This is a genomic window from Microbispora sitophila (assembly GCF_014892245.1).
Lineage (GTDB): Bacteria > Actinomycetota > Actinomycetes > Streptosporangiales > Streptosporangiaceae > Microbispora > Microbispora siamensis.
This window is the reverse complement of sequence record NZ_JADBGC010000003.1, coordinates 355,594-381,114: the sequence shown is the minus strand read 5'-3', so window position 1 is coordinate 381,114 and position 25,521 is coordinate 355,594. Positions and strand designations below refer to the sequence as shown.

Sequence of the window (25,521 nt, the reverse complement as noted above, 5' to 3'; positions counted from 1 at the left end):
GCCCCGCGCGGCGGCGGTCAATAAGATCCGTACTGACTGACCTTCCGGACATCCCAGCGGGGGCGGTGTGAACGGCGGCAGCGAGGCGGGGGGCTTACCCGGGCAGCATGAGTCCGGCCTGCGGGCAGGTGATCCGGCCCAGGTGGGGCCGTACCGGCTGCTGCGCAGGCTGGGCGAGGGCGGGATGGGCACCGTCTACCTGGGCGAAGCACCGGACGGCACACAGGTCGCGGTCAAACTGCTCCACCACACGATCGCCACCGACCCCGACTTCCGCCGCCGGTTCCGGCGCGAGGTCGAAGCGGCCAAACGGGTCGCCCGCTTCTGCACCGCGGCCGTGCTGGACGCCGAAGTGGACGGCGAGATTGTCTATCTGGTCACCGAGTATGTCCCCGGGCCGACCCTCAGGGAGGCCGTCATGCGGGACGGGCCGCTGCGCGGCTCCAGCCTGGACGGGCTCGCCGTCAGCGTCGCGACCGCCCTACGCGCCATCCACGCGGCCGGCATCATCCACCGCGACCTCAAACCGGGCAACGTCCTGCTCTCCCCCATCGGCCCCAAGGTCATCGACTTCGGCATTGCCCACCTGACCGACGCGGCCGGACACATGAGCAGCGCCGTCGTCGGGACACCCTCGTTCATGTCCCCGGAACAGTTCGAGGGCGGCCCCCTCACGCCCGCCTCGGACGTCTTCGCCTGGGCGAGCACGATCACCTACGCGGGCACGGGCCACGCCCCCTTCGGCCACGGATCGCTCCCCGTCGTGCTCAACCGGGTCATCAACGGCGAACCCGACCTGACCGGCCTCGACGGGCCGCTGGGCACGCTGGTCGCCCACGCCCTGGCCAAGAACCCCGCCGAACGCCCGACCGTACAGGACATCCTCGACACGCTCACCGGTTCCACGGCACCGTCCGTCGCCACTCTGCCCGGAGGTGACGGAAGACGCCGCCGCAGCCTGATGATCGGGGTCGGAGCGGGCGCGCTCGCCCTGGTCGCGGCGGCGACCGCCACCTGGCTCGGCACCTCGTCGGGATCGCCCTCGTCCGGCTCGTCCGCCACGTCGGCGGCCACCTCGGCAGCCTCCGTCCCCACCACTCTCCCGTCCGCTTCCGCCGCCGGCACCGGTGGCAATCCGCTGCGCGAGCCCGGCGTACGGTTCGCGTACAAGCAGGAGCTCGACCCGCAGCGCCAGGCAGACCTGTGGGACGCGCAGGGCCGGAAGACCGACGCCGCGCTGATGCGCGCCCTGGCCGCGGTGCCGCATGCCGTGAACCTGAACATGCCGGTCGCCGAGGTCAAGGACACGGTCACGTCCACGATGCGGCTCGCCGCGACCCACGATGCCGTGCCGGTGTTCCTCACGGATTACGTCCCGCTGCTGGACTGCTCCGATCGGGGGGCGCCGAACGAGCGGACGTACAAGGACTGGATCGACCGGATCGCGTCCGGCATCGGCGCCGGCCGCGCGGTGGTGGTGCTGGAACCCAACAGCCTGACCGAGTTGCCGGGCACCGAGGACTGCCCGTCGGGCGGGAAGGCGGAGACGGCCGAGCGCTATCGCGAGCTCGGCTACGCGGTGGACCGGCTGGGGGCGCTTCCGCACACGGCCGTCTACCTCGACGGCGGCATCGAGGGCTGGCCCGACTTCGTCGCGATGGCCGATCGGCTTGTGAACGCCGGGGTGGGGCGGGCCGACGGCTTCTATTTGAACAGCTCGGACTTCCAGCACACCGACAGCCTCCTGCGGTACGGGGACAGGCTCTCCCGCTGCGTCTACCTGCTGAGCACCAAGGGTGGCGGCACCTGTGCGGACGCCGAGATCGACGCCGTGCCGGACGACGCGCCGCTGACCCACTTCGTCATCGACACCAGCCGCAACGGCAAGGGCGTGTGGGAGGCTCCCGAGGGCAAGTACGCCGACCCCCAGTTGTGGTGCAACCCTCCGGGCCGAGGGGTCGGTCTTCGCCCGACCACCGACACCGGCAACGAACTGGCCGACGCCTTCCTGTGGATCCGCCACCCCGGAGAGTCCAACGGCCGGTGCCTCCGGGGCGGCCCCGGGCCGGAGGATCCGGTGTATCACCAGGTGGACCCCGTCGGCGGCACCTGGTGGCCCTCTCTGGCTCTCGAACGCGCCCGCAACGCCGTCCCGCCGTTGCGTTGATCTCACAGGCGTGCCTCTTCGCGCCGCGGCTTTAGGACGGCGGGCACACCGTGCTCGGTGACGTCGACGTACCGGGCTTTGAATGCGCCCCAATAGCCGAACATGGGCCCCAGCCTGGGGTGGGAGACCGTCACCCCGACGCGGAACTCCCCCGCCTCGTCGTCGTACGACTCCCTGACGACGGCCGTGCCGGTCATTAGCGCGGGGAGGCGGCACGAGAGCCAGCCCTCGTGCAGTCGAAACCCGTCGGAGCGGATGACGAGGCCCCCGCGTTCGTCCACCTGGAAGTCCAGGTCCACGGCCAGATGCTGGTGCGAGCCCAGGTAGTCGACGATGCCGTCCCTCTTGGAGTCGTACACCATCTGGGCGTCGAACCGCCTGCGGCGGCCTGCCAGATCGAAGGTGCGGACGAAGCTGACCGTCTCCCGCCCGTACGAGTCGACGTACGGATAGTTCTCAATCGTGAACGGCACCTGCCGGCCCTGCTCGGGGACCAGGATGTTGCGCGTTCCGCCGAGGGCGAGGAACGGCCGGGTGAAGCCCGCGTGCCAGATGTGCTCCATCACCCCCGTGCCGACGCAAGCCCGCCCGCCGGTGACGCTCACGCCGAAGCGGCGCCGCAGTTGCGGGTGCAGACGGGCGAAGTCAGCGCCGAGGGCACGTTCGAAGATCGAGGTCATGGCGTCTCCAAGTGGGTCAGGGGAGCTTTTGCCGCCTGCCGATCGGGCGGACGGCGCCGGCACCGGCGAGCCGCAGGGGTTGACGGGAGCGGCGGCAGGAGCACGGCCAGCGCCACGACCAGGACGGCGGCTGCGGGCGGGGTCGCCTGTATAGCGATGCCGGCGGCGAGCACGCGTGCGCACAGTTCGGCGAGGGCCTGCCACAGGGAACGCTCCGGCGTTTGGCCCGTCTCCAGCCAGAGACGAAGCCGGTCGAAGGACCAGGCCGTCGCCCAGCCGATGAGCGGCCGGAACACGAGGTCCACGGCTTTGCCCCAGCCGGGGCGATAGCCGTACCGGGTGATGAAGCGGATGCCGTCGTCGGTCGGTACGTATCGCCAGTAGCCGGAGCCCGAGCGGATCAGCGAGAGCGGATGGTCTGAGGCGAACCGCAACGCCGACGTCCTGCCGTCGGTGTCGTGACGGTCCCCGGTCGTGACACCGATGCCGGTGATGACAAGCCCCGGCAGGACCCGGAAGGCGTACCGGAACCGCTGCGGCCCATCGTCGGCACGCGGCAGGTAGTCGATCTCCGTGAACCGAAGATCCCAACGTTGATGCAGCTCAGGTCGCTGCGTCAACTTCCACAGGGCGTCCATGTCGGCCCGAATCAAGCACTCAACGTACACAAACCGACCCACGCGCACCCTCCGCCGCCTTGAGCGTTCGCTCAAAATGGAGAGTAAGCCGATTTAAGCGGTCGCTCAAGCCCGCTGGTAGATGGCGCCGGCGACTGGACCCCGTGCGGCTCTGCGTTGGGTGGGATGCCCGTGCCCGCATTGGTTACGTCTGACCTGGGCGGGTGTGCTTTGGGCCAGCGCGGAGCATCATGTGAACCGAAGGACGTGAAGATTAACGACCGAATCACAGTCACATGAAAGTCCGAGGCAGCGGAGGCACGATGTCGACCGAACTGGTGGAGGAGCGGCCTTTCGACGCGAGGCTGCACAAGGGCGAGCTCGCCGCCCAGGGCCGGTGCTCCTGGCACGGTCGTACATGCCAGGAGTCGGTCGTCGCCAGCGTCCTGACCCGGCACAAGGGCGGAGACGTCTGGCACGCCGTCTGTCGGTCCGCCCTTAACACGCTCCGCAAGGGCTAATTTGCCGGCAGTTCGGCGAACCCACTACCCCGCCGTGACCTTGGCATAGTGGAAGACGTCCGCCGGGAGCGGATAGTCCAGCCGCCAACGGATGCGCATGGGCCGCTCGCCCTCATGCTCCAGATACGTCATTGGTCCGGCATAAAGATATGGCGGAGCACTCTCTTTACTTTCGCGGATAAACAAGTGGACGGTCGATCCGCGCTGCGTGTGGGAGACGTAGCGCTGCCCGGTCTCTGACATCTCGCGGGTAGTGCTTTGAGATTCCCATTGGAATAGCGAAGGCGTTATTGCTCGGTCGTTGTACATGGTCGAGGGCTTGAAGCCCTTATCACTCTTATTGATAGTGACGAAGAAGAGGTCCGCCTGGTGCTCCGCAGCCCAGTAAACGCCAGCGACATGCGAATGAGGTTTCTCTCGTCCGTACGCGGACAGGATTTCGTCCCGCGTATAGGTAGCATGTAGACGCAGTGGCGACTCCTCGATCACTGGCGTGACCCGATAGATACGCTGGAATAAGACGTCTACGATAGCCAGCAGTTCCTCGCGGCGAGGGACGTTCTGCCAGAGGCGGCCAAGGTTCTCCGGCAATTCTCTCAGCGAGCGTTTACTGTCCAACGTCGCATGCATCATTGCGAGGAGGCGTCGCTCACGCTCGCTAGCGCCATCCCAATCGGGAGGATCCTCCTTGCTGAGAATCTCACGCAGAAACCCTAGTCGCTCCGGGTCATCGATGTGCAACATCCGCTTGATCGCCCCGGCTAGCTTAACATCACCTTCTGGAACCGCCCGCAGATCCAGGCCAGCCGCCCGCCGAAGTCCCGCCCAGCCACTACGACTTCCCGCGTATAGCTCCTCCAGTTCGAGGCCAGTTTCCTGCAGGAATTGCCATAGGGTTGCCTCAGCATGCGACCTTAACTCCGCTGCCAGCTCTTCCCAACGAAGGCGAAGAGCCTGGCGTACATTAGCAAGAACGAGGCTACTGACTTCACGATCTAAATCGATATGACAGCCCGGAGGAAGGTGCGGGAAGCCATCATTGATCTCGCCTTCCAGCTTTCGCCGAGATACGCCCGTTAGCGCCCTGTAGCGCTTATCAAAGCGAAACCTAGCGTGCTGCCGACCTACGAAGTCAAGTACCGTGAGGCATGACTTATCTTCGGCAAGTCGCAGTCCGCGGCCCAACTGCTGCAAGAAGACAGTTGCGCTCTCCGTAGGCCGCAAGAAGAGTACGGTATCGATAGCGGGTACATCGACCCCCTCGTTGAAGAGGTCGACAGTGAACACCACGTTGACCTTACGAGCGGCCAAATCCCGTAGAGCCTGTTCACGCTCGTTACGAGGTGTCGCCGAGGTAACCGCAGCAGCGGGAATGCCTCGATCCCTGAAACGCCTAGCCATAAATTCGGCATGCGCGATACTGACACAAAAGCCAACCGCTCTCATCCGCCCAACATCGGTCAGCTTGTCCTGGAGAGTTTTGACCACCAGAGCCACACGAGCATCATGTCCAGTGTACAGCTTGGTTAACTGCGTGCTGTCGTATCCGGTACGACTCCAGGCGATGGATGAGAGGTCGGTGTCGTCATGCACACCAAAGTAGTGGAACGGCACCAAGAATTGCCGTTCAATTGCTTCCCATAGCCGCAATTCGACAGTGGGCTGATGGCCGTCAAACCAGTGCAAGATATCGGCACCATCGGTGCGCTCGGGGGTCGCCGTCAAGCCTAGGAGCGTCCTTGGCGCAAGGTGGTTGAGCAGGGCGGCATAGCTAGGGGCTTCCGCGTGATGGAACTCGTCGACGATCACCATATCGAAATGATTCACAGGAAGATCGCGAGCCAAATCGAGCCGCGCAAGAGATTGAATCGAGGCGAAAACATGTCGCCAGTGCTGCGGGCGTTCGCCGTCTACGAGCAGCTCACCGAATGAGCCGTCTCGCAGCACCTGACGGAACGTCGATCGACTCTGGCGCAAAATTTCTTTGGTATGCGCAACGAAGAGCAGGGATTCATGGCCCTGATTTCTCAAACGCTTGTAGTCCAGGGCCGCGACTACCGTCTTCCCAGTCCCTGTCGCCATGACCACTAGGTTGCGATGATGGCCATGCACTTCACGAGCAGCCGCCAACGCCTCTAGGATCTCACCTTGATAGCCGAAGGGATATACGTCTATCGACGCAATCTCCAAAGTATCCGTAGCCACAGAGCCACCGCGTTCATTGCTGAGAGCCCACCGCAAACGCTCTCGATCACGCTCCGGGTCGTAGCGCTCAAAAGTCGGATCGTCCCAATACTCTTCGAACGTCGCCGAGAAAGTATCGAGAATGTGTGGCTGTTCAGCATGCGACAGCCGCACATTCCATTCCAGGCCATCCAGGAGGGCCGCGCGAGAGAGGTTGGACGATCCCACGTACGCGGTGTCCAGACCAGTACCCCGGTGAAACAGCCACGCCTTTGCATGTAGGCGGGTTCTTTGCGTTTCATAGGAAACCTTGACCTCAGCCCCCAACTCGATGAGGCGATCAATAGCCTTGATTTCGCTCGCACCTAGATAGGTGGTAGTGATTACTCTGAGCTTGCCGCCCCGAGCAATGAAGCCACGTAGCGCTTCCTCAACAAGTCGAAGGCCGTGCCACTTAATGAAGGCACAGAGTAGGTCTACACGCGTAGCGGACGCCAACTCCCGCACAATCTCTCGCCCGATTTGGGGCTGGCCTCGACCGTTAACCAGTAGCGCGCTAGACGAGAGAGGTATCTCTGGCCGGTCCGGAAAAACTACGCTGCCATCCGGCTGCCTCTGCTCAGCGATTGCAAGTAGCAGTTCGTGTGCGTCATGAACGAAATCATCGGGAACGGCTGAGTCGGGAACGATGTCGGCAATCGCCGCAGCAATCCTGTTAGCCACCCTTACCCGGCTGCTGATGGGGTCATCTGAGTCCCGAGAAGCGCGCAGTGCCCGCCTGACCAGCACAGCGAGATGTCGAACCAGTACCTCGTCAGCGTCTGCTTCGTCGAGGCTCGACCGCTGCACCAAATCAGGCGAAACCATCGCGACACGAGCCTGAAGGCCCTGTGTAATCAGGTGCTCGTAGATCCCAGCCGCCTCGTTCATGCCGAAACCTTACGCATCACTCCCAACCACTGCACAAAATTGATCATTTCGTTGCTCTCCGCACCAGGGTCACCGAGGCCGGGGAGACCACTACTCCCCTGCCCAGATGTCTCGGCCTACCGACCACAACTCCTTGACGTGGTACGCGAAGCGGTCGTAGAGGCCGTCGTCTTGGTGGCGCTTGAGGTGCAGGAGCGGCGAGTCGTGGCCGACCAGCTTGGCAAGGTGCGGGGTGACGAGCATCTCGTCGTCGAACTGGAACGCCGACAGGGCGATGTGCTCGTCACCGAACCGCGCCTCGATGCCGGGCACGTCCTTGAGATGGTCGAGTTCGGCCAGCGTGATGCGGATCCGAGTGGACACCGTGAGCGGGACCGCTTCGGTTTCCTCACGTCGACGGGTTACCTCGCTGTCGGGGTCGCCGATAAGGAAGCGGATGCGGCAGCCCTGCTCAGCTTTGCGCTTGAGCACCTTCGCGAGGTTGGGGTGCTCAAGCCAGAGGAAGTAGTTCGTGTATCCGGCCAACGTGATTGTCGACTTCGCATCGGTGATGAGTGCCCGCCATACGCTCTTCGGGCAGGCCGACCGGTACGGGTAGACCGACACGACCTCCCGATCAGGTCCAGTCTTGACCGTGTTCCTTATCGCCTCGGGCCATAACACGGACTCATCCACTCCCAACGCTTCGGCAGCGGCCCACCGATGACGCGGGTGCGGCACGCGTGCCTCGTCAGTCAGCCAGCGGGACACCGTCTTGACGTCCACCTCGCACCGCAACGCGAGGTCCCTTTCGGTAAGTCTCGCACTGGACATGGCTTGGCGTAGAGAGTCATTAGCCACTGGCGACCTCGAATCGGGAGGACGTTGAGGACGTATCCAGACGGTAACGCGAAACGTCCCGCACGTCCCGAGAACGCAGTGTAAACGCACCAGCACAACACGTGATGCTGTCCCCATGTCCACGACGACAACCTTCGAGGATCTGCAGGCCGCGTTCCCCCACTGGACGATCTGGCGGAGCTCAGCGGATCGCCTATGGGCCACGCGTAACCAGCGGCTCACTGACGCGCAGTTGAGTCACGGGCTGAGCCACACCATCGACGCTGACGACGCCGACCAACTCGTTGCGCAGCTCCGCGACCAGGAGGAGCTCGCCGCAGGGTTGTTGCCCCAGTGAGTGACGGCGTACCTGCCCTCCGAGCGTCCTCTGTCCGGGCGCTCGATGCTCTGGCCCAGGCCGACTCCGCCTGTCCTGGGCTGCATGTGGCTACGGAGCAGCCGGGACATGTCGCGATCCGGTGGATGCGCGAGACCAGGCGTACTGCCCGGGCCCGGGTCGTCGCCCACACCTGCGACTACTGCTCGCCGCTGGCGTACGAACTGTGCGCGTCCGGTGGGCTGCTGTTCGTCCGCCGTACGAGCCGAACCGACAAAAAACCGGAGGTCCGGGAGACCGAACGCCTGCCCGACCCGCAGGCGCGACGGCTGTGAATGGATCTGTTGCTCGGCAAGGTCCGATGAAGACGCCCGCCCGGCGAACCGTCCGAGGCGGGACCACCAACAGGAAAGGAACACGATGGACCTGTACGACCGCGACCTCGCCGGAGTGCGCTTCCGGCGGCTGTGCGGCGGCAACCAGCAGGAACAGGACATGGAGTCCTGCGTCGAACTGGCCCCGATTCCGGGCGAGGCCGACGCCTTCGCCCTGCGTGACAGCAAGAACCCGGATGCCGGGACTCTCCGGTTCACCGGTGCCGAGCTTCGCGCGGCCGGCCTGACCACACTGTAGGAGCACGGTGGCCCCTGCCCGGTGATAGCAGGCAGGGGCCACCCCCACTGTACGGAGCGTCATGCACCTGCACTGCTACGTGTGGAGCGGGATCGGGGAAGACCTGCGCAACGAGGCCGAGCGACGACCGCCGCTGCCGCCCGCCGACCCCGGTCCGTTCACGAGCTCCCCGCTGCCGCCGATGCGTACGTGCGACTGGCTGCTGAAGCCGGCCCGCCGGATCGACGCCTCTCCGGCCACACCCGACGACGCACTCGCCTGGCTCGCGGAGCGCTACCGGACGATGGAAAGCTCCTTCCTTCGCCCGGCCGACGAGGCCCGGATCGGGCTGGACCTCCGCCTTCGCAATGCCCGCGAGGCACTCGCCAGCGGCGTGGACGTGCAGTGGGGCATCTGGCTGACCGGCGGCCGGTTCCTCACCTGCGGCGTGGTGTGCTGCTCCCCCAATCGCCACGCCGATTACCGCTGTCCCGCCTCTTGATTCAGTTTCCTTCCACAGGCGCCACCCCGAAGGGGTTGTCGATGACGTACCGCCAGACGCCGTCCGAGGCGCGGCGGGCGACGTCTGTCGCGGTGCCCTCGATGCGCACCCGATCACCCCGGACGTCCACGCCATCGATGATCCAGTCCACCACGAGCAGCGCGAGATCGCCGGACACGTAGGTGTGCCGGGGCCGCACTGTGATCGGCACCCCGAGACCGAGGAATTCGGCGTTGGCCCGGCCGATGCCGTCCCCGGTCACTGCCGTGCCGGGACTCGGCACGAACACGGCGCCGTCCTCGTACATCTCCGACACAGCGGCCGGCACGCCGCTGTTGAATCGCGCGGCGAACACCGCGGGGACGTCCTCGGCCCGGCGTGCTATTTCTCGACTCATCGGCTTTCATCCCTCCGGTCGTACAGGAACCGCGAGGAACATTAGGAGGCGCTTTCGTGGCTAACCAAAGGGTGTGCATCGCCCGGCCGGGCCTTCCGGACGGCCCGATGGGCGAGGCCGCCGAGCCTTCCCCGTCCTGCCCTGTGGAGATCACCCTCGCGGCGCTCCGCGGCAGGTGGACGACACTGGTGATCCGTGAACTGCTCCGCGGCGACCGTACGTTCAGCGAGCTCCGCCGCATCCTGCCCCGCCTCTCGGACAAGGTCCTCTCCGAACGGCTGGCCCACCTCGCGGACGTCGGGGTCGTCGACCGTCACCGTCTCTCCGGCTGGCCGCCTCGGGTCCGGTACAGCCTGACCCCGCGTGGACGCTCCCTCGGTCCGGTCCTGCAAGCCCTCTGGGACTGGGGCACGGACAGCGGAGTTGGACCGTGAGGGTGTTGAGAGTCCGCCTACCGCTGCCCCGCCACCTGAACCGGTCATGCGCCGCCGGTCACTTTGATCGCTTGTCCGGTGATGCCGGTGTTGGCGGCCGAGCCCAGGTAGACGACGGCGCCCGCGACCTCGGCGGCGTCGAGCAGGCGGCCGATCGGGGCCCGCGCGCTGTAGTGCCCGCCTGCCTGCTCGACCATTGCGATGTTGGTCTCGGTCCTGGTGAAGCCGGGCATGACGACGTTGGACAGGATGTCTCCGTCCTTCCCGAGCCCGAACGCGACGGACCTGCTGAAACCGTGCAGTGCCGCCTTGGCCGCCCCGTAGTACTCCCCACCGGGCATGCCGTCGACCGCGATGCTGGACGAGATGTGCACCATCCGGCCCCATCCGCGCTCCCGCATGGACGGGACGACCGCCCGGCAGAGCCGCAGCGCGCCCTCGACGTTGGCCCGGATCACCTTCTGCCACCGTTCGTCGGGCACGGCCTCGAAGGGAAGGTCCGCCTCCGGCTCGGCGGCGCCCCAGTGCACGGCGTTGTTGACGAGCACGTCGATCCGGCCGGACCAGTCGAGCACGGTCTCGACCAGGCCGCGGGCCGATTCGTCGTCGTCCAACTCGTACGGGGCGACCAGCGAGCGCCCGCCGATCTCCTTGGCGAGCTGTTCCGCGCCCGCCTGTGCGTGGTGGTAGGTGAGCACCACGTCGGCCCCTTCGGCGGCGAACCCGCGGGCGATCTCGCGGCCGATGCCGCCGGAGGCTCCCGTCACGATGACCGTACGGCCGGTGAGTCCCAGATCCATTTCAACGCTCCTTACGACAGTGGAAACCTTGAGCAGGGCCAAGGATCCGGCGGCGGGGACCGCCGGAGGGAGGCCGGGCCGAGGCTGGCCCCCGCAGGGCCACGATCGGAGACGAGGTCACTCGGTAGCCTGCGAATCGTGAGCGACAACACTCTGGGCGAGTTCCTGCGGGCCCGCCGCGAGGCCGTCACCCCCACCGAGGTCGGGCTGCCCGGCGGCGGCCGGCGCCGCACCCCCGGCCTTCGCCGTTCCGAACTGGCCACGCTCGCCGGGATCAGCGTCGAATACCTCACCCGGCTCGAGCAGGGGCGTGATCGTCACCCCTCGGTGCCCGTGCTCGCCGCCCTCGCCGACGCGTTGCGCCTGTCCGCCGACGACCGCCTCCATCTGCTCCACCATTTCAAGGCGGCCGATGGTGCCGGCCGGCTTGTCGGCCCGTGCCAGGGGCCGCCCGCGCAGTCGGTGCGGCCCACCGTCCGGGCACTGCTCGACCGGCTCGAACCCGCCCCGGCATTGGTGGTCAACCGGCTCGGTGACGTGCTCGCGTACACGAACGGTTACGAGCGGCTCGCCGGCCCCATCGGGTTGCTGGACCGCCGGCCGCCCAACCTGGTGCGGTACGTCTTCGCCGATCCCCGGGCCAGAGCCGCATATCCCGAGTGGGACCGGGTCGCCGACGAGCGGCTCGCCGGGCTGAAACTGGGCGTTTCCCGCGGGGACCCGCACGTCGAGCACCTCGTCGACGAACTGACCCTCGCCGTCGGCGCCCCCTTCACCGACCGGTTGAAAACTCCGCCCGGCCCGTCCAGGCGCACCGGCCTCGAACGGCTGACGCATCCGGAGGCGGGCGAACTACGCCTGGCCTATGAGACCCTCGGCCTGTCCGACGACGACAACCAACTTCTGATCACCTATCTCCCCGCGGACGACGCCACCGCCGCCAGGCTCGACCGCCTCACCGGCCGTCACCCCGGTGCCCTTCGCGCCGTCAGCGGCGGATGATCTCAGCGCTAGTGTCGAAGTGCATCGAGGGGAGGCGGCACGGTGAGCGCGCTTGAGGTACGACTGCGGCCGGTGACAGAGGACGATCTCGCCATGTTCCGGCGTTTCGTCACGGAGCCGGGATTGATCGGCCTGGACTGGGCGGGGTTTCGCGACGCCCAGGCGCCGGCACGTCGCTTCGCCAAGGACGGCTACCTGGGCGAGGACGACAGCAGGCTCATCGTCGAGGCCGACGGCACGGCCGCGGGCCTGGTGAGCTGGTCGGCGCGAGGGTTCGGGGTCTCCCGATACTGGGAGATAGGGATCGCTCTGCTGCCCGACTGGCGTGGCCGTGGCATCGGCTGGCGCGCTCAGGCGATGCTGTGCGACTACCTGTTCACCCACACCCCGGTCGAGCGCATCCAGGCGTTCACCCATCCGGAGAACATCGCGGAACAGAAGTCGCTGGAGAAGGCCGGCTTCAGGTTGGAGGGCGTCTTACGCGCGGTGGAGTTCCTCCGCGGTCAGTGGCGCGACGGCTGGATGTACAGCAGGCTGCGAAGCGATCCTTACCCGCCGAATCCGTGAGCGGACCGGGGCTCATGCGGCGAGGCGCTCGTTCACCCGGTCGAGCCATTCGGCGATGAGCGCGGTGAGCAGCCCGGTCTGCTCGTGCGGCAGCGCGTGGCCGGCGCGGTCCAGGACGGCGTACGTGGCATGCGGATACCGCTCCACCAGATCCCATGCACCGGCGTACCCCACCGTGGCGTCCTGGCGCCCGGCGAGGATCAGAGTCGGGCCCGTGTACGGAGACGCGTCCGCGGAAGCGTTGCTCAGCCGCCACTGTTCGAACAGCCGCCCCAGGCCCTCCTGGTCGACGAGGGGAATGGCCGGAGCGACGTACTGCCGGAACCGTTCGAGAGTGGCAGGCGTCTGCACCACGAAGTAGTCCCGGAACTGGGTCTGCTCGGCCGGGCTGAGCACATCGGCCACGTCGACCGAGGCGTGCAGCACCGCGTGTGCGGGCACGTCACGCGACTCCTCGCCAAGGGGGCAGATCAGCGCCAGCCCCGCGACCTGAGCCGGACGCCGGTCCGCGATGCCCCTGGCCAGGTACGCGCCGAACGACTGGCCGGCGATCGCGAACTCCTGATCGCCGACGACGGCATCGATCAGGCCGAGCAAGAGATCGAGGACATCGTCGGAGCCGCGCAACCAGTCCGGCACCGGAGTGCGGCCCATGCCGGGCAGGTCCGGATAGACCCGCCGATAACCAGACCGGTCACGGAAGACCGGCTCCAGGGAGCCGACCATCTCGCGATGATCCACCCCCGCTCCGTGCAACGCCACCACGGAGAGTCCGCTGCCGTGCTCGACGTAATGCACCGCTGCGCCGCCGACCTCTACCTCCATGCCGACAACCTAACCAAGCGTGGCCGCTCGGGAAGCGAGCCATTGCTCTCGGGTGATCGCGTACTCGACCTCGCCGAGCTCACTGCCGGGGAGCGGTTCCTCCCAGTTCGCGTGGAACGTACGGACGTACCGCATGCCGATCGCCGTCATCGTGGCGCGGGAGGCGGTGTTGACCGCCATGGTCTCGGCGAAGACGCGGGTCAGCCGGAGGTCCTCGAATCCGTGGCGGAGGAGCTCGCGGGCTCCCTCGCTGGCCAAGCCCTGACGCCAGTAGCGACGCAGGAGCCGGTATCCGAGTTCGGCCTGCCCTTCGACCGGGCCCTGGTCGTCACGCGTGGGAGGCTCCAGGATCCACCAGCCGACGAACCGCCCGCCGACGAAACCCACCCAGAAGCCGAGCCCCGCGACACGTTCCGCAGCGGCGAGCCGCTGGCGGTGGAAGGCCTCGACCTCCTCACGGCTGCGTGCCCGGCCGGTGAGGTAACGCATGACTTCGGGGTCGGCGTCCAGTTCGACCTCGTGTTCCAGGTGTTCGTCGGACAGCGGAACGAGCTCGATGCGGGCGGTACGCAGTGTCGCCTGAGACATGGGACGCATTCTCGCGCTCGTGCCGCTTGCCGGTCATCCGCTTTTTGTGCCCCCACCCGATCCCGGGGCGATCACAGGATCATCCCGGGTGAGAAACGCGGACGCCCGAGTTCCGCGCCCGATCGGATGATGACTCGTCGGCCTATCTCGAGGAGTCTTTGTGTATCCCGCACCACCGCCCACGCCCTCGCGTCCCATCCAGGGCCTGGGGACGGCGGCCGTCGTGATGTTGGTCGTCGACGCCGTGGTGCGCGTGCTCGCCTCCGCCGTCGACGTGCAGCGCGTCGTGCTCATCGACAGGTTCCTGGCCGACATGCGTTCCGTTCCCCTCAGCGACCTCGAAACCAATGACAGGCTCTATGCGATGTCGGGATGGGTGGAGACCGTCGCCTATTACGCCACCGCCGTCATGTTCCTGATCTGGCTGTTCCGGGCCCGGGCGAATGCCGAGACGCTCAGCCCGTGGCCGCACCGGCGCGCCAGACCCTGGCTGATCTTCGGGTGGTTCACGCCGATCGTCAGTCTCTGGTTCCCGAAACAGATCGTCGACGACATCTGGACGTCTTCCAAGGCCGGCGCCATCCAGGAGACCGGAAGCCTCGCGACCGCCCGCCGTTCCGGTCTTGTCTGGGCCTGGTGGCTGACATGGTGGGTCACCTCGTTCGTGACGAGGGGGCTGATCCCGCTCTACGCCAACGCCAAGGAGTTGCCGGCCATTCGGGATGCCGCCCTCTACGGCATCGCCGGCAACATCCTGACCATCGCGGCAGCCGCCCTGGCCATCGCGGTCGTCCTGACGATCACGCGTTTCCAGGAGGACCACCGCCGGGTCGCCTTCTGGCCGTCTCCGTACGCGGTATGAGCCGGGGTTAGGAGACGGCGGAACCTAACGTGGCGCTTTCCTGTGGCGTACGGCTATCGCCGCCCCGAGGGCGATGGCGGCATATCCGCAGGTCACGGCCAACCCTGCCCATGGCGGGAGCGGGTAATAGCCTCCGAGCAGTGACGGGCCGACGTCGACATGCGCGAACGTGGGAACGCTCTGCGTGATCGCGAACCCGGCGGCAGGGGTGATCATCAGCAGCCATGGCACCAGACCCGCGGCCGCCAGCAGGTAGGGCACGACGATCAGCGCGATGGTCAGCCCGATGGCGACGATGCCCCGCTTGACCAGCGCGGCGAGGCCCAGAGCCAGCACGGCGGCGGCCGCGGTGAGCGCCGCGTAGCCGACGATCACCCGGAGTTCTGTGCCCAGGGTGATCGGCTGGATCGGGTTCTGATTGGCGCGCAACATCGCCAGGCCGACGGGGATCACGACCCCCGAGGTCACCAGCCCTGCCACGAACGCGACCGCGCCGACCACCACGGCCTTGGCCGCCAGCAGCCGCGCCGGACGCGGCTCGGCCGGCGGGCCGGTCCTGATCAGCCCGCGCCGGTGTTCCGTTGTGAAGAACGTGACCGCCACCACGAGCACCGGGATCAGCCCCACGGCCCCGCCGATCAGCATGAGGTCGGCGCGCAGACCGCCCTCCACCGTGGCGGGCCCGATGTCACCACCTCCGGTCACGATGAACTTGTCGCCGGACTCGACGGCCCCGCCCGGGTGATGCGGGGTCTTACCGTCGGACTCCATCGAGACGCCGACGTCGTCGCGGCGCCACAAACCGTTCGCGCCCTGCAGCGTGATCTGGTCGAAGGTGGCGGTGGCCTGGGCGAAAGCCTGCGCCATGTCCCACAGCGCGCCTGGCGAGGTGGCGAACAGCCCGATCTCGACCGTCTCCGGCAGCCCGGTCAGCTTGACCGTGCTCACCTCGGTCCACGTCTTGCCGTCGTCCGACTCGTAGCCGCTGATGGTGTCGCCCGACCTGGTCAGCCGCAGCCACTGCGGGCCATTGTGAGGACCGCCGGCCACGTCGTGGGTGTAGTTGTACTGCATCCGCACGCCGTGATCTCCGGTGAGCATGACGGCGGCATACGGTGTGCCCTGCTTGAGGCTCTGCCTGACGAGGAGCCCGGCCTTCGCCCACGGCACCACCCCCTCCGTGACGTTGCGCACCCCGGGCACGGCGTCCGGCAGCCGGATCTGCCCGGTCATGTCCGACACACGGGCGGTGATGCTGCCGTTCCCCTTGAGGGGCTGGTGCACGAAGTAGTACTTGTCCCTGACCGCCGTGCCATCCGGTCCCACCAATGGCGCGGGACAGGGGCCCTCGCCCTTCCCTGTCACGCAAGTGGTGCGGGCGCCCCCGGCGATCAGCAGTCCGAGCGACACGGTGACCAGCACGGAGGCCGCCATGGCGAGCACCCAGCCGCGCGAGGTCCGGAATTTGGTCCACTCCGCGTGCAGACCCCGGGGAAAGCCGTAAGGCGTGAATGGATTCATGCCGACGGTTGTACGGGGCACCCGGTTCCAGCCGGGTCGCAGCGGCTGCGACCCGGCTGCGACCGGGGACCTGGCATCGTGGAGACATGGCACCTGAACGCGGCCGCCTCGCCCGCCCCGCGCCCACGAGGGCCGGCGGTGAGCGCCGGTGAGGGTCCTCGTCGTCGAGGACTTCGAGGTCCTCGCCCGCTCCATCGGAACCGGGCTGCGCCGCGAGGGCATGGCCGTCGACGTCGTCCTGGACGGAACCGCCGCCCTCGACCGCCTGGCCGTCACCCGCTACGACGTGGTGATCCTGGACCGCGACCTGCCCGGCGTCCACGGGGACGAGATCTGCCGGCGACTCGCCCGCAGCCGCTGTGAGACCCGCGTGCTGATGCTCACCGCCTCCGGCACGATCGAGGACCGCGTCGACGGGCTCAGCCTCGGCGCCGACGACTATCTGCCCAAGCCGTTCGCGTTCGCCGAACTGGTCGCCCGCGTCCGTGCCCTGGCCCGCCGTGCCACCCCGCCGCTCCCGCCCACCCTGGCATACGGGGACATCACCCTCGATCCGGCCCGCCGTATCGCGTCCCGGGCCGGTCGGCGCCTTGACCTGAGCCCCAGGGAGTTCGCCCTGCTCGAATGCCTGCTCGCCGTACCCGGCGTGGTCATCTCCGCCGAGGAACTGCTCGAACGCGTCTGGGACGAGGCCGCCGACCCCTTCAGCAGCGCCGTCAAGCACACCATGCACCGGTTACGGGCCAAGCTCGGCGACCCTCCCGTGATCGAGACCATCCGCGAAGGCGGCTACCGCATCGGATCGTCATGACCACCCGGCAGCTCGCCAGAAGGTCCCTGCAGAAGCGGCTCGCGCTCGCCTACGCGGCGGGCATCTACGCGGCCGGGGTCTTCGTGCTCGTATTCGTCGACGTCCCGCTCGCCGGCATCCACGCGGCCAAACCCGCAGGCCACCCCTCGTCGAGCGCGGTCACCGAAACCGGGTCCGGGATCAGCCTGCCCCAGCTCCTCGCGGGATCCGCCGTCGCCCTGGTGGTTCTGATTCCCGTCGCCCTGGCTCTCGGCTGGTTCGTCGCCGGCCGGTTCCTGCGCCCGCTGCGTGCCATCACCGCCACCGCCACAATCATCTCCGCCGGGGACCTCCATCGGCGCCTGGACCTCGGCGAGCCCACGGACGAGCTGACCGAACTCGGCCACACCCTCGACGGCCTGTTCGCCCGCCTTGAAGCCTCCTTCGACGCTCAACGCCACTTCGTCGCCAACGCCTCCCATGAGCTACGCACCCCTCTCGCCGGCCTGCGCACCCTCCTTGAAGTCGCCCTCGCCGACCCCGACGCCGACGCCGATGCCCTGCGCTCGGCCTGTCAGGAGGCCCTCGCTCTTGGCGGACACCAGGAGCGGCTCGTCCAAGCACTGCTCGCCCTGGCCACCAGCGAGCGCGGCGTCACCCGCTGGGACACCCTCGACCTCGCCGACGTCGTCGAAGGAGTCCTCGCCTCCCGCCGCGAGCAAGCAGCGGAGACAGGCATCGACCTTGCCGAACACCTGACGCCCGCGATGACGGCCGGGGACCCGAAACTGATCGAAAGCCTCGTCGCCAACCTCATCGACAACGCCATCCGCCACAACCACCCGGACGGGCACGTCCAGATCACCACGCAGACCTCCGGCGCGCAGGTGGCCCTTACGGTCACCAACAGCGGGCCGGTCGTCCCCGGCAACCAGATCCAGCGCCTCTTTCAGCCCTTCCAGAAACTGGCGCCCGATCGTCACGGCCGCCGCGACGGCTACGGCCTGGGCCTCGCCATCGTCCATGCCGTCACCCGAGCCCACCACGCCACCCTCACCACCAGCCCACGCCCGGAAGGCGGCCTGTCCATCACCGTGCGGTTCGCGCACGGATCTCATCCGAGCCGCTAGAGCCAGCCGTGCTCGTCGGCGATGCGGGCGGCCTCGGCGCGGGTGCCGGCGCCGGTCTTGCCGATCGCCGCCGACAGGTGGTTGCGTACGGTCCCGGCGGACAGGTGCAGGCTCCGAGCGATCTCCGCCACCGTGCCGCCCTGCCGGGCCGCACGCAGCACGTCGCGCTCCCGGGCGGTCAGCGGGCTCGACCCGCTGGCGAGCGACTCGGCGGCCAGGGCGGGATCGACCACGCGCAGGCCCGCGTGGACCCGGCGCACCGTGTCGACCAGGTGCTCGGGCGGGGCGTCCTTCACGACGAAGCCCGAGGCGCCGTTCTCCATGGCACGGGCGAAGTAGCCCGGCCGCCCGAAGGTCGTACAGATCACCACCCGGCAGGACGGGAGCGCGGCGCGCAGGTCGGCGGTGACTTCCAAACCGTCCCTGCCCGGCATCTGCACGTCCAGCAACGCCACGTCAGGAACAGTCCGCCGCGCCGCCTCGACGACCTCCTCGCCCGAGCCGACCTGAGCCACCACCTCGATGTCCGGCTCCAGCGCGAGCATCGCCGCCAGCGCGCCGCGTACGAGCGCCTGGTCGTCGGCGAGCAACACCCTGATCATGCGCGGCTCGCCCGCAGCCGGAAACCGCCGGCGGGCAACGGGCCCGCCTCGATCCGCCCGCCGACGGCGCGCAACCGTTCGGCCAAGCCGGACAGGCCGTTGCCCGGCTTCGCCGCCGTCTGCCCGGGGCCGTTGTCGCGCACCTCCAGCCAGTCGTCTCCGAGCAGCACCTCGCACCGCGTCGCACCGCTGTGCCGGATCACGTTGGTGACTCCCTCCCTCAGGACGTACGCGAAGGGCTCGGCCAGTTCGGCCGGGACGTGGTCCGCGGACGGCGGGAGGATCGGGCTGATCCCGGCGGCCCGCAGCGCGGCGCGTGCCCCCGCCAGCTCGGCGGCGAGGGACGGCCGGCGGCGGCCGGACACGGTCAGGCGCACCTCGCTGTGCGCCTGCCGGGACAACCGCTCGACGTCGCGCAACTCGGCCAGGGCGCGTTCCGGGTCGCCACCGCTCTCCAGCACCCGGCGGGCCAGGCCGGTCTTCACGGTGATCGTGGTCAGGCTGTGTCCGAGCACGTCGTGGAGGTCCCTGGCCAGCCGGTCGCGTTCCGCCGCCGCGGCCAGCGCCGCGATCTCCTCGCGGGCCTGGCCGAGCTGGACGACGAGCCGGATCAGCAGCGTCACGGCCACCGGGATCACGATCCCGGGGACGAGCCCGCCCACATGCCCCCAATCAACGGGACCGGGGGCCGACCAGTGCGCGAGCACCTGAACCACCCAGGTCGCCAGCCCGAGGAGCACCGCCCACAGCGCCGGGAACAGCCAGGCCGCCGCCGCGAGCGCGAAGCTGAAGAGGCCGGCGTGGCCGAGGTAGAGCGGGCCGTCGCGCAACAGCGCCGCCACGACCGCCAGCGCGAACAGCATCCCGACGAGCAGGATCCGCCGCCGGGGCGGCAGGCGGGGCCCGGTGGTCATGGCGACGAGCCAGCCCGCGCCGTACAGGGGGACGACGGCCCCGACCGCCGCATCCGGTCCGCCTCCGTCCGGGCGCAGGACCTCCCAGAGCGGCCACAGAAGGAAGAGCGACAGCACGACGACGCCACGGATGTGAGCCGTACGGGAGGCCGGCCGGGCCGGGTTCCACACCGGCCAGGCGGAACGCCCCCATACGCCCTGCTCGCCCACGTCAGTCACCCTAGGCCCGAGCGGTGTCGCGGCGATACCGGAAGGCCACGGCGGCGCCCAGCACGAGCGCGTACACCGTCAGGACCAGCGCGGCCTGCCAGCTGTCACCGCCGGGAGCGGTGGCGTGCCCGACCTGCGCGAGCCAGTAGCTCGGCAGCACCTTGGCCACCGTCGCGAGCGCCTGCGGGAACGTGCTCACCGGGATGAACAGCCCGCCGACGAAGCTGAGCACCAGCACCACCGCCGCCTGGTACGCCTGCAGGTTCTGGGCGGTGGCGAACTGGCCGATCAGCAGGCCGAGCAGGGCGAACGGCACCGTGCCCGCCCACACGCCGAGCACGGCCAGCGCCCACCCGCCGGGAGACAGGTGCACCCCGCTGACAAGCGCGGCGACCAGCGACACCCCGGCCACCGGCGGCAGCGCCACGACCATCGCCACCGACGCCTTGGCCAGCAGATAGCCACCGCCGCTGAGCGGGGTCAGCCGCAACTGGCGCTGCCAGCCGATCGCGCGCTCCACCGCCGTGCGGGCACCGACGTCGAGGGCGGTCTTCACCGCCCCGAACGCCGCGACGCCGCCCATGACGTACGACGCGGGAGCCCCCTGGTCGACGAAACGGTCGGCCATCAGCAGGTAGAGACCCACCGGCAGGGCGACCGCGAACAGCAGGAACTTGGCGTCCCGCAGGGTCCGCCTGATCTCGAAGGTGAGGTATCCGGTCATCGCACGGCCTCCGACGCTCCGGTCAGGCGCAGGAACGCGTCCTCCAGGCCCAGCGCGCCGACCTCGACGTCCCGCGCCTCGGGATAGCGCGTCAGCAGTTCGCGTACGACCAGGTCGGAGTCGGTGCAGCGCAGTTCGGCCCTGCCGTCGCGGACGTGCGCCGCCGTCACGCCCGGCAGGGCGCCCAGGTCCTCGGCGCGGGCGCCGGGCACGGTCGCGGTCACCGTACGGCCGGACACCTCGGCCATGACCGCGGACACCGGCCCGTCGGCCACGACGCGGCCCGCGTGCATCAGCACGACCCGGTCCGCGTACGCCTCGGCCTCCTCCAGGTAGTGCGTGGAGAACAGCACGGTGCGGCCGGTCTCGGTGAAGGCGTGCATCGACTGCCAGAACTCCCGCCGGGCCGTCACGTCCATGGCCGCCGTCGGCTCGTCGAGCACCAGCAGGCCGGGGCCTGGCACCAGTGCCATGGCGAACCGGACCCGCTGCCGCTGGCCGCCGGACAGCCGCGCGGCCCGCCGGTCGGCGAGGTCGGCCACCCCGGCGCGGCTCAGCGCCTCCTCCACCGGCAGCGGGGCGCTGTGGAGGGACGCGATCAGCGTCACGGTCTCCCCCACGGTCACGTCGTCGAGCAACGCGCCCTCCTGGGGCATCACGCCCACCATGCCGCGCCGCACCGCCTCGTGGGGAGAGGCGCCGAACACCGCGATCTCCCCGGCGTCCGGGCGGGCCAGCCCGACGACCATGTCGATCGTGGTGGACTTGCCCGCGCCGTTGGGGCCGAGCAGGGCCACCACCTCTCCTCGGTCCACCACCAGGTCGATCCCGTCGACCGCGCGGGTCTCGCCGTACGTCTTGCGCAGCCCCGTCACGGACAGGGCGGGGGCGCCGTCATGGAGTCTCATACGGCAAGCCTCCGCCTCCGCCCCAGCGGGGACCTCCGCCATCTGTCACGACCCGCCCACGACAGATGTCATGGTGACATGGCTCGCCACCTCCCTGCTCAGGGCGTCGTAACCGGCCCGGTTGGGGTGGAACCAGTTGTCGACGGCGGGCCAGGAGTTCACGTAGAAGACGTTCGGAAGGGTGACATATCCATCCGGCGCGCAGGCTTCGTGGCCGGCGAACAGCCCGCTGACGTCGATCACATGCACGTGGGCTTCGGCGGCCGACGCCTTGATCACGCCGGCGAGCCGGGTCACCTTCGGCCTGAGCCACGTCCGCTGAGCGCCTAGGAAACCGGTGCAGTCGGACGCCGCCGGATCGTTCGGGTCGCCCGGAGCGAAGATGCCGGGATAGGTCACGACGTAGACCTTGTCCGCACCGCCCGCCGCGTTCGCGATGTCCTGGTACGCCTCGGGGAGGAAGTCGCCCAGGCTGTCGATCCGGGCGTCGAGCAGGTCGTGCCCGGTACCCGCGCCGTAGACCTCCAGGCAGTCGGGCGGCGCGTGCATGCAGGTGTTGAGGATGTCCACGAACCCCACGTCGTTGCCGCCCACCGTGAGGGTGACCAGCGCGGGTCGCAGCGCGCGGAGCAGCTGGAGCTGACTGCTCGGCTCGCCGTAGAACGCGGAGCCGGCCTGGTCGTTGTTGGGGATGTTCGTCATCCAGTCGCCGCCGTCGCCGGCCGATGCGTGCAGCCGCCCGTCACCCAGGAAACGGGCCGTGTAGACCCCCGGGATCCACGACCCCTCGATCCTCTCCTGCATGTGGTAGCCGATGCCGGCGACGTCGCCGAGGTTGGATCCCGAGCAGGTCAGGTCGACGAAGGCGAGCCGGTTCATACGCGCCGCGACCTGGCGCGGCCAGGAGTGGCCGCCGCGATGGCACAGGTCGCCGGTGTCGCCGGGGACGTTCTGGGTCACGTCCGTGCCCTCCTCCCAGCCCGCCGGGGACTGGTTGTCCCCGCCGCCGAGTCCCTCTCCGGAGGAGTAGGAGTCGCCCAGAGCGACGTACGCTCCGGCCGGGACGGGCACGAAGGCGACCGCGTCGAAGGCCACGTCGACTCCCTGGGTGCGGTCGCCCTCTGGAGTGATCGAGCGCAGGGTGACGGTCATCCGGCAGGACGGCGGGCCGCCCGGGCTGTTGTCCGCCGTGCCGCCGCACAGGTAGTAGCCGAGCGGCACCCACTCGTTCGTGTGCCGCCCCTGGTCGATGGTGCGCCGCAGCGCCCGCGTGTTGTTCACGGCCCCCGCGTAGCCGCCGGTGTCGATCTCGTACGTCGCGTGGCCGGTCGCCGCCGCGAGGTCAGGCACGAAGGCCTTCACCTGGTAGACGGTGCCGTAGGTGGTGTCGGCGGAAAGGGTCGCCGCCCACCGGCCCCGCACCTCCGTGTCCTCGTACGCCGGCCCCGCTGTGTGGGTGAAGAAGACGTGCCCGCCCACGCCGCCGCCGATCTGGTGGAGATCGATGGCCGGCACGCTCGACGGCGTGGCCGGCACGTCCTCCCCGTCCGGCCCGAGCAGTGTGAACGTGGCGCCCGCCGAGGCCGGGGCGACGACGCCGGAGGCGTGACTGCCGCAGCCCATCAGGTTGGGGGTCAGCCGGGCGCGGTTCTTCTCGCTGTCGAGGGCGGAGTCGTCGACGACGATCGCGTTCGCTCCCGGGCTGACCGATCCCGTGAGTGAACAGGTCGCCGGATCGGGCGTCACGTGCGGCTCGGGCGTGCCGGGTTGCGCGTATTCGACGTGCCCGTTGGGCGCGTCGCCCGGCGTGGACGTGGTGCAGGCGAGGGCGCAGTTCGCCCAGTTGAGGGGTCTGTCCCACCAGCACGCGGCGTCCTCGGACGGGCAGGGGTCGCCGGACTGGTCGAGCGCCAGACGGGGATCGCAGTGGTTGACGGCCGGATCGCAGAAGGCGTCGGCGCCGGGAGTGTTCAGGAACCGGCCGGGATTCGCCGTGTCGTCCCAGTCGTAGGAGCCGTGATAGCGCCGCTCGTTGTCCGGACCATACTGCGGCACGTCGATCCAGCCGAAGACCCGCTCCTGGTAGGGCCAGTGGGCGGGCGTGCTCGCGTCGCCGTACGCCTCGGTGGCTCCGTTGTGCAGGAAGGTCGACCGGACGGGATAGATCGGGTTGGCGGGGTTGTTGAACCAGCCCAGCCCGTTGCGCTCGCCGGGGTCGGTGTGCACGCCCGAGTTGTACGCCCAGATGGCGCCGTACCAGTTCTCCACCTTCGTGGGATCGTCGTTGTTCGTCGTCATGCCGAGGTCGTGCAGCTGCACCCACTTCTCCTGCAGGATGGTCACGGCAGCCGCGATGTTCGTGGCGTAGTCGACCGCCACCCGGACCTTCCGGTCCCCGGGTTCGGCGTCCTCCAGCCGCATGCCGTCGGTGATCTGGGCGATGCCATACCCGCAGTCGGCCTTCGAGTAGTCGACGGCCGTGCCCGTGCCGCCGATGCCGTAGTAATCCGCGATCAGCGGGTTCGCCGATCGGCCCGGCAGGGCGTGCCAGCTCGCCTGGCTGAAGTTGGACTCCTGGGCGAGGATGCCGTACAGCACCAGGGGCGGCACGGCCGGCGCGCCGTCGATCGGAAGGAAGTCCTCACTCGGGTATCCGGTGGCGAGCGGCTGCCCATTGACGTCGGTGTACATCTCGGGGTTCGCCGGTCTCGCGGAGGCGAGCCCGGGCTTCAGCGCATGCTGGACGGCCTGGTTGACCGCCCAGCGCACCTGTGCTGCGGTCGGCTGCCACACCTGCTTGAACATGTCGTTGCGCGGCACCGCACAGGCGTAGCCGCCGCCCGTTGTGAGCGCCCGGACGGTGGCGGCGCCGTCCAGCCGCAGTTCCGGCAGGGCGGTGGCGGGCACCGGGCGCGGCGCGGGCAGTCTGCGGGCCGACGGGCCGGAGGCCGTCGGGTTCTCGGCGGCGGGGGCGGCGACCAGCCCGGAGCCGGCGTCCAGGTGCCCGGCCCCGGACACCACCGTGCGGCCGGCCCGGCCGTTGCGCAGGTGCAGGCCGAGCGACCCGCCGCTGGCCACCCGCCGGGCGCCGCCGGGAGTCCACCGCCAGACCTCGCCGGCCGCACCAGTGTGCGTGATCAGGTCCACGCCTCCGGCCGCGGACGGGATCACGTCGGTCACCCGCCCGGGGAACCGCCGCAGCACCGTGGTCCGGCCGCCGGTGACGTCGACCAGATCGGCACCGCGCACCCCGACGATGCGGTCGCCGGCCGGCACGGCCGAGGTGATCTCGGCTCGCACGACGGCCGACCGGGTCTGCCGTCCGCTGGCCACGTCCAGCACGCCGATCCGGGTTGGGCGCTGGTCACGCCCCGGATAGCTCGTGAGCGCCACCTCGCCGCCCGCACCGCACCCCGGGTTGAAGTACGCGAGCGAGACGCCGGAGGCGAGGGGCCGGACCGCGCCGGTGTGCGCGTCCACGGCGTACGCCAAGCCTCCGGCGCCCATGCCCGCCTCGGAGTTGGCCGCGCTCCACGGCGCGACGACGGCGACCACCCAGCGGCCGTCGCCGGTGAGGCACTGCTGCCCGATCCAGCGTTCGTCCTCACCCACGCCGGGCTGGATGCTCGCCAGGGCGTGCCACGTCCAGCCGTCCGCCGGGCCCGCGGCGTACAGGTGGTAGCCGGAGGTGTCTCCGTCTCCGAACACGATCTCGTCTCCATCGGGCACGATCGTGCTTCCGATGGCCGGGGCGGCCAGAGTTTCGGCGGCGTGGGTGGGGGCCGCGGTGGCGGCCAGCGACAGGCCGAGTGCGGCGGCCAGGGCTGCCGCACGGTGTCTCCAGCGGTGTCTCCAGCGGTGTCTCCAGGGATGCACGG

General features: G+C 69.0%; 26 protein-coding genes. 12 read left to right on the top strand and 14 right to left on the bottom strand.

Annotated features, from left to right (window positions below; genetic code table 11):
- Positions 1-67: 67 nt before the first annotated feature.
- Entirely contained in the window at positions 68-2,167 is a 2,100-nt protein-coding gene (locus IL992_RS07630) for a glycoside hydrolase family 6 protein (RefSeq protein ID WP_193202586.1), read from the top strand.
- Between the two features lie 2 nt (positions 2,168-2,169).
- Here IL992_RS07630 and IL992_RS07625 read toward each other — a convergent pair whose 3' ends face one another.
- Together IL992_RS07625 and IL992_RS07620 are read right to left on the bottom strand one after the other, a co-directional pair.
- Positions 2,170-2,847, bottom strand: coding sequence for a DUF4166 domain-containing protein (locus IL992_RS07625; RefSeq protein ID WP_193202585.1), 678 nt, complete (start codon positions 2,845-2,847; stop codon positions 2,170-2,172).
- On the bottom strand, positions 2,844-3,533 hold the full coding sequence (locus IL992_RS07620) for a hypothetical protein (RefSeq protein WP_319018407.1): 690 nt from the start codon (positions 3,531-3,533) through the stop codon (positions 2,844-2,846). The genes IL992_RS07625 and IL992_RS07620 overlap by 4 nt, the downstream gene beginning before the upstream one ends.
- Positions 3,534-3,787: 254 nt before the next feature.
- Between IL992_RS07620 and IL992_RS07615 the strand changes: the two genes are divergently transcribed.
- Entirely contained in the window at positions 3,788-3,985 is a 198-nt protein-coding gene (locus IL992_RS07615; protein WP_193202584.1) for a hypothetical protein, read from the top strand.
- A gap of 24 nt (positions 3,986-4,009) precedes the next feature.
- On the opposite strand, the gene IL992_RS07610 is transcribed toward IL992_RS07615, so the two are convergent.
- Positions 4,010-7,099 carry a DUF3427 domain-containing protein gene (locus IL992_RS07610; protein WP_193202583.1) on the bottom strand — a complete coding sequence of 1,030 codons (3,090 nt, stop codon included), beginning with the start codon at positions 7,097-7,099 and terminating at the stop codon, positions 4,010-4,012.
- Positions 7,100-7,189: 90 nt separating this feature from the next.
- The gene (locus tag IL992_RS07605) at positions 7,190-7,864 is read right to left on the bottom strand and encodes a DUF5919 domain-containing protein (protein ID WP_319018406.1); all 675 of its coding nucleotides are present in this window, start codon (positions 7,862-7,864) and stop codon (positions 7,190-7,192) included.
- A 190-nt stretch (positions 7,865-8,054) separates the two neighbouring features.
- Here IL992_RS07605 and IL992_RS07600 point away from each other — a divergent pair, with 190 nt between their 5' ends.
- The 4 genes from IL992_RS07600 to IL992_RS07585 all read left to right on the top strand — a co-directional run bounded on the left by IL992_RS07600 (position 8,055) and on the right by IL992_RS07585 (position 9,369).
- On the top strand, positions 8,055-8,276 hold the full coding sequence (locus IL992_RS07600) for a hypothetical protein (RefSeq protein WP_193202581.1): 222 nt from the start codon (positions 8,055-8,057) through the stop codon (positions 8,274-8,276).
- 125 nt (positions 8,277-8,401) lie between these two features.
- A complete protein-coding gene (locus tag IL992_RS07595) occupies positions 8,402-8,590 on the top strand; it encodes a hypothetical protein (RefSeq protein ID WP_226872470.1) in 189 nt (62 codons plus the stop codon).
- 85 nt (positions 8,591-8,675) lie between these two features.
- Positions 8,676-8,888, top strand: a complete 213-nt coding sequence (locus IL992_RS07590; RefSeq protein WP_193202580.1) for a DUF397 domain-containing protein — start codon at positions 8,676-8,678, stop codon at positions 8,886-8,888.
- Between the two features lie 61 nt (positions 8,889-8,949).
- Complete coding sequence (locus IL992_RS07585; protein WP_193202579.1) at positions 8,950-9,369, top strand: hypothetical protein; 420 nt, start codon at positions 8,950-8,952, stop codon at positions 9,367-9,369.
- Position 9,370: 1 nt separating this feature from the next.
- Here the strand turns inward: IL992_RS07585 and IL992_RS07580 are convergent, their stop codons facing one another.
- A complete protein-coding gene (locus IL992_RS07580; RefSeq protein ID WP_193202578.1) occupies positions 9,371-9,766 on the bottom strand; it encodes a YybH family protein in 396 nt (131 codons plus the stop codon).
- Between the two features lie 56 nt (positions 9,767-9,822).
- Between IL992_RS07580 and IL992_RS07575 the strand changes: the two genes are divergently transcribed.
- The gene (locus IL992_RS07575) at positions 9,823-10,200 is read left to right on the top strand and encodes a winged helix-turn-helix transcriptional regulator (protein ID WP_319018405.1); all 378 of its coding nucleotides are present in this window, start codon (positions 9,823-9,825) and stop codon (positions 10,198-10,200) included.
- Between the two features lie 44 nt (positions 10,201-10,244).
- On the opposite strand, the gene IL992_RS07570 is transcribed toward IL992_RS07575, so the two are convergent.
- Positions 10,245-11,000: an SDR family NAD(P)-dependent oxidoreductase gene (locus IL992_RS07570; protein ID WP_193202577.1), complete on the bottom strand. Its 756-nt coding sequence runs from the start codon at positions 10,998-11,000 to the stop codon at positions 10,245-10,247.
- A gap of 138 nt (positions 11,001-11,138) precedes the next feature.
- Here IL992_RS07570 and IL992_RS07565 point away from each other — a divergent pair, with 138 nt between their 5' ends.
- On the top strand, positions 11,139-12,002 hold the full coding sequence (locus tag IL992_RS07565) for a helix-turn-helix domain-containing protein (RefSeq protein WP_193202576.1): 864 nt from the start codon (positions 11,139-11,141) through the stop codon (positions 12,000-12,002).
- A 42-nt stretch (positions 12,003-12,044) separates the two neighbouring features.
- Complete coding sequence (locus IL992_RS07560; RefSeq protein WP_193202575.1) at positions 12,045-12,569, top strand: GNAT family N-acetyltransferase; 525 nt, start codon at positions 12,045-12,047, stop codon at positions 12,567-12,569.
- Between the two features lie 12 nt (positions 12,570-12,581).
- Here IL992_RS07560 and IL992_RS07555 read toward each other — a convergent pair whose 3' ends face one another.
- Both IL992_RS07555 and IL992_RS07550 read right to left on the bottom strand, forming a co-directional pair.
- Complete coding sequence (locus IL992_RS07555) at positions 12,582-13,394, bottom strand: alpha/beta fold hydrolase (protein WP_193202574.1); 813 nt, start codon at positions 13,392-13,394, stop codon at positions 12,582-12,584.
- Positions 13,395-13,403: 9 nt separating this feature from the next.
- A complete protein-coding gene (locus tag IL992_RS07550; RefSeq protein ID WP_193202573.1) occupies positions 13,404-13,982 on the bottom strand; it encodes a GNAT family N-acetyltransferase in 579 nt (192 codons plus the stop codon).
- A gap of 244 nt (positions 13,983-14,226) precedes the next feature.
- Between IL992_RS07550 and IL992_RS07545 the strand changes: the two genes are divergently transcribed.
- Positions 14,227-14,844, top strand: coding sequence for a DUF4328 domain-containing protein (locus IL992_RS07545; protein ID WP_193202572.1), 618 nt, complete (start codon positions 14,227-14,229; stop codon positions 14,842-14,844).
- A 24-nt stretch (positions 14,845-14,868) separates the two neighbouring features.
- Here the strand turns inward: IL992_RS07545 and IL992_RS07540 are convergent, their stop codons facing one another.
- Positions 14,869-16,365 (bottom strand): DUF1349 domain-containing protein, encoded by a 1,497-nt coding sequence (locus tag IL992_RS07540; protein ID WP_193202571.1) that lies wholly within the window; start codon positions 16,363-16,365, stop codon positions 14,869-14,871.
- A gap of 148 nt (positions 16,366-16,513) precedes the next feature.
- Here IL992_RS07540 and IL992_RS07535 point away from each other — a divergent pair, with 148 nt between their 5' ends.
- Together IL992_RS07535 and IL992_RS07530 are read left to right on the top strand one after the other, a co-directional pair.
- Complete coding sequence (locus IL992_RS07535) at positions 16,514-17,176, top strand: response regulator transcription factor (RefSeq protein ID WP_193202570.1); 663 nt, start codon at positions 16,514-16,516, stop codon at positions 17,174-17,176.
- The gene (locus IL992_RS07530; RefSeq protein ID WP_193202569.1) at positions 17,173-18,285 is read left to right on the top strand and encodes a sensor histidine kinase; all 1,113 of its coding nucleotides are present in this window, start codon (positions 17,173-17,175) and stop codon (positions 18,283-18,285) included. Before IL992_RS07535 ends, IL992_RS07530 begins: the two co-directional genes overlap by 4 nt.
- Here IL992_RS07530 and IL992_RS07525 read toward each other — a convergent pair.
- The 5 genes from IL992_RS07525 to IL992_RS07505 are packed head-to-tail and all read right to left on the bottom strand — an operon-like array spanning position 18,282 to position 25,519.
- Positions 18,282-18,887 carry a response regulator transcription factor gene (locus IL992_RS07525; RefSeq protein ID WP_193202568.1) on the bottom strand — a complete coding sequence of 202 codons (606 nt, stop codon included), beginning with the start codon at positions 18,885-18,887 and terminating at the stop codon, positions 18,282-18,284. The two genes, IL992_RS07530 and IL992_RS07525, sit on opposite strands and share 4 nt — an antisense overlap.
- A complete protein-coding gene (locus IL992_RS07520; RefSeq protein WP_319018404.1) occupies positions 18,884-20,011 on the bottom strand; it encodes a sensor histidine kinase in 1,128 nt (375 codons plus the stop codon). The genes IL992_RS07525 and IL992_RS07520 overlap by 4 nt, the downstream gene beginning before the upstream one ends.
- Positions 20,012-20,021: 10 nt before the next feature.
- Positions 20,022-20,735 (bottom strand): ABC transporter permease, encoded by a 714-nt coding sequence (locus IL992_RS07515; RefSeq protein WP_193202567.1) that lies wholly within the window; start codon positions 20,733-20,735, stop codon positions 20,022-20,024.
- Positions 20,732-21,643: an ABC transporter ATP-binding protein gene (locus IL992_RS07510; protein ID WP_193202566.1), complete on the bottom strand. Its 912-nt coding sequence runs from the start codon at positions 21,641-21,643 to the stop codon at positions 20,732-20,734. Before IL992_RS07510 ends, IL992_RS07515 begins: the two co-directional genes overlap by 4 nt.
- Positions 21,644-21,688: 45 nt before the next feature.
- A complete protein-coding gene (locus IL992_RS07505; RefSeq protein ID WP_193202565.1) occupies positions 21,689-25,519 on the bottom strand; it encodes a GDSL-type esterase/lipase family protein in 3,831 nt (1,276 codons plus the stop codon).
- Between the last annotated feature and the right edge of the window lie 2 nt (positions 25,520-25,521).

Bases quoted from the DNA above. Each gene is read 5' to 3' on its own strand.
- IL992_RS07625 (WP_193202585.1), bottom strand. From the start codon at position 2,847: ATGACCTCGATCTTCGAACGTGCCCTCGGCGCTGACTTCGCCCGTCTG.
- IL992_RS07615 (WP_193202584.1), top strand. From the start codon at position 3,788: ATGTCGACCGAACTGGTGGAGGAGCGGCCTTTCGACGCGAGGCTGCAC.
- IL992_RS07610 (WP_193202583.1), bottom strand. From the start codon at position 7,099: ATGAACGAGGCGGCTGGGATCTACGAGCACCTGATTACACAGGGCCTT.
- IL992_RS07600 (WP_193202581.1), top strand. From the start codon at position 8,055: ATGTCCACGACGACAACCTTCGAGGATCTGCAGGCCGCGTTCCCCCAC.
- IL992_RS07595 (WP_226872470.1), top strand. From the start codon at position 8,402: ATGCGCGAGACCAGGCGTACTGCCCGGGCCCGGGTCGTCGCCCACACC.
- IL992_RS07590 (WP_193202580.1), top strand. From the start codon at position 8,676: ATGGACCTGTACGACCGCGACCTCGCCGGAGTGCGCTTCCGGCGGCTG.
- IL992_RS07585 (WP_193202579.1), top strand. From the start codon at position 8,950: ATGCACCTGCACTGCTACGTGTGGAGCGGGATCGGGGAAGACCTGCGC.
- IL992_RS07580 (WP_193202578.1), bottom strand. From the start codon at position 9,766: ATGAGTCGAGAAATAGCACGCCGGGCCGAGGACGTCCCCGCGGTGTTC.
- IL992_RS07570 (WP_193202577.1), bottom strand. From the start codon at position 11,000: ATGGATCTGGGACTCACCGGCCGTACGGTCATCGTGACGGGAGCCTCC.
- IL992_RS07555 (WP_193202574.1), bottom strand. From the start codon at position 13,394: ATGGAGGTAGAGGTCGGCGGCGCAGCGGTGCATTACGTCGAGCACGGC.
- IL992_RS07550 (WP_193202573.1), bottom strand. From the start codon at position 13,982: ATGTCTCAGGCGACACTGCGTACCGCCCGCATCGAGCTCGTTCCGCTG.
- IL992_RS07540 (WP_193202571.1), bottom strand. From the start codon at position 16,365: ATGAATCCATTCACGCCTTACGGCTTTCCCCGGGGTCTGCACGCGGAG.
- IL992_RS07530 (WP_193202569.1), top strand. From the start codon at position 17,173: ATGACCACCCGGCAGCTCGCCAGAAGGTCCCTGCAGAAGCGGCTCGCG.
- IL992_RS07525 (WP_193202568.1), bottom strand. From the start codon at position 18,887: ATGATCAGGGTGTTGCTCGCCGACGACCAGGCGCTCGTACGCGGCGCG.
- IL992_RS07515 (WP_193202567.1), bottom strand. From the start codon at position 20,735: ATGACCGGATACCTCACCTTCGAGATCAGGCGGACCCTGCGGGACGCC.
- IL992_RS07510 (WP_193202566.1), bottom strand. From the start codon at position 21,643: ATGAGACTCCATGACGGCGCCCCCGCCCTGTCCGTGACGGGGCTGCGC.